The sequence below is a fragment of the Limnohabitans sp. TS-CS-82 genome, assembly GCF_002943475.1.
The window spans coordinates 179,012-180,588 of sequence record NZ_PTQX01000003.1; the positions used below are offsets into that span (position 1 = coordinate 179,012).

Genomic DNA, 1,577 nt, shown 5'->3' on the forward strand with positions numbered 1-1,577 from the left:
TGCGGCTTACCAGCTCGATTCGCGGTCTGGCGACGCGCTGATCTTGTGGATAGACAAGTCGGCGCCCTCAAATTCTTCCTCTTGGCTCATGCGCAAACCGAGCGTCATTTTCAGCACGCCGTAGACCACAAAGCCACCCAGCAACGCCCAAGTCACCCCCAGTGCGGTGCCTGCCAATTGCGCGGTCAAGCTCACGCCGCCCAAGCCACCCAGCGATTGCGCACCAAAGATGCCTGCTGCAATGCCGCCCCAAGTGCCGCACACTCCGTGCAAGGGCCACACGCCCAACACATCGTCCACACGCCATTTGTTCTGCGTCAAAGTGAACATCACCACAAAGATGGCACCGGCCACCGCGCCGACCACCAACGCGCCCATGGGGTGCATCAAGTCAGAGCCAGCACACACCGCCACCAAGCCAGCCAAGGGGCCGTTGTGCACAAAGCCGGGGTCGTTCTTGCCCAAGAGCAACGCCACCAGCGTGCCGCCCACCATCGCCATCAGTGAGTTCACGGCGACCAAGCCCGAAATCTTGTCTAAGGTCTGTGCGCTCATCACGTTGAAGCCAAACCAGCCCACGATCAGAATCCATGCGCCCAAAGCGAGGAATGGGATGCTCGAAGGCGGATGCGCTGAAATGGCGCCGTCTTTGCGGTAGCGGTTGCTGCGCGCACCGAGCAACAGCACGGCGGGCAAAGCGATCCAGCCACCCACGGCGTGCACCACCACAGAGCCTGCGAAGTCGTGGAACTCTTCACCTGTCAAGGCCTTGAGCCACGCTTGAAAGCCGAAGTGCTGGTTCCAAGCAATGCCCTCGAAGAAGGGATACACAAAACCCACAATCACGGCTGTCGCAATCAATTGCGGCCAAAACTTGGCACGTTCCGCAATGCCGCCCGAAATGATGGCGGGAATGGCGGCGGCAAACGTCAGCAGGAAGAAAAACTTCACCAGCTCGTAGCCGTTTTTGTCGGCCAACGACTCAGCGCCCACCATGAAGCTCGCGCCATACGCCACGCCGTAGCCGACGACGAAATAAGCCACGGTGGACACGCAAAAGTCCACCAAGATTTTCACCAGCGCATTGACCTGGTTCTTCTTGCGAACCGTGCCCAACTCTAAAAATGCAAAACCTGCGTGCATCGCCAGCACCATGATTGCGCCTAGCAGAATGAACAAAGCATCTGCGCCCTGTTTGTGTGCGTCCATAACTATTCCCTTGTCGTTGATGTTCTTTTTTGGTGCGTTTTTCGCCCACGAATGGGCGGCGCACCGGATGTAAGCAAAAAATGCACCAAATCAATAAGGTTTGCCACAACTTGGGGATTTCATACTCAGTCGATCCCCAACATTTCTAGTCCCTGTGCATGTATATCCGCCATTGCTAGTCGAAAAATGCACTTTACATTCGTTAAATTTAATACTTAGTTAAACATTTAATACGTTATTAAATTTTTACTTAATTAATTACTTTAAATATTATTCAAATTAATCATGACTTAAATTAAAAACAGATAAGACATCTAAAATTATTAAATTCACGTTTTTATAGTTTTTGTTGTTTTTGAGAGTTACTT

At 52.6% G+C, this 1,577-nt stretch carries 1 protein-coding gene; it reads right to left on the reverse strand.

Annotation, left to right across the window (positions count from 1 at the left end; all coding sequences use genetic code 11):
* Positions 1-6 precede the first annotated feature (6 nt).
* Positions 7-1,209 carry an ammonium transporter gene (locus C5F52_RS08650; protein WP_104797954.1) on the reverse strand — a complete coding sequence of 401 codons (1,203 nt, stop codon included), beginning with the start codon at positions 1,207-1,209 and terminating at the stop codon, positions 7-9.
* Positions 1,210-1,577: the final 368 nt, after the last annotated feature.

What these genes read in the sequence shown, in the direction of transcription:
- C5F52_RS08650 (WP_104797954.1), bottom strand. Translation starts at nt 1,209, where the DNA reads ATGGACGCACACAAACAGGGCGCAGATGCTTTGTTCATTCTGCTAGGC.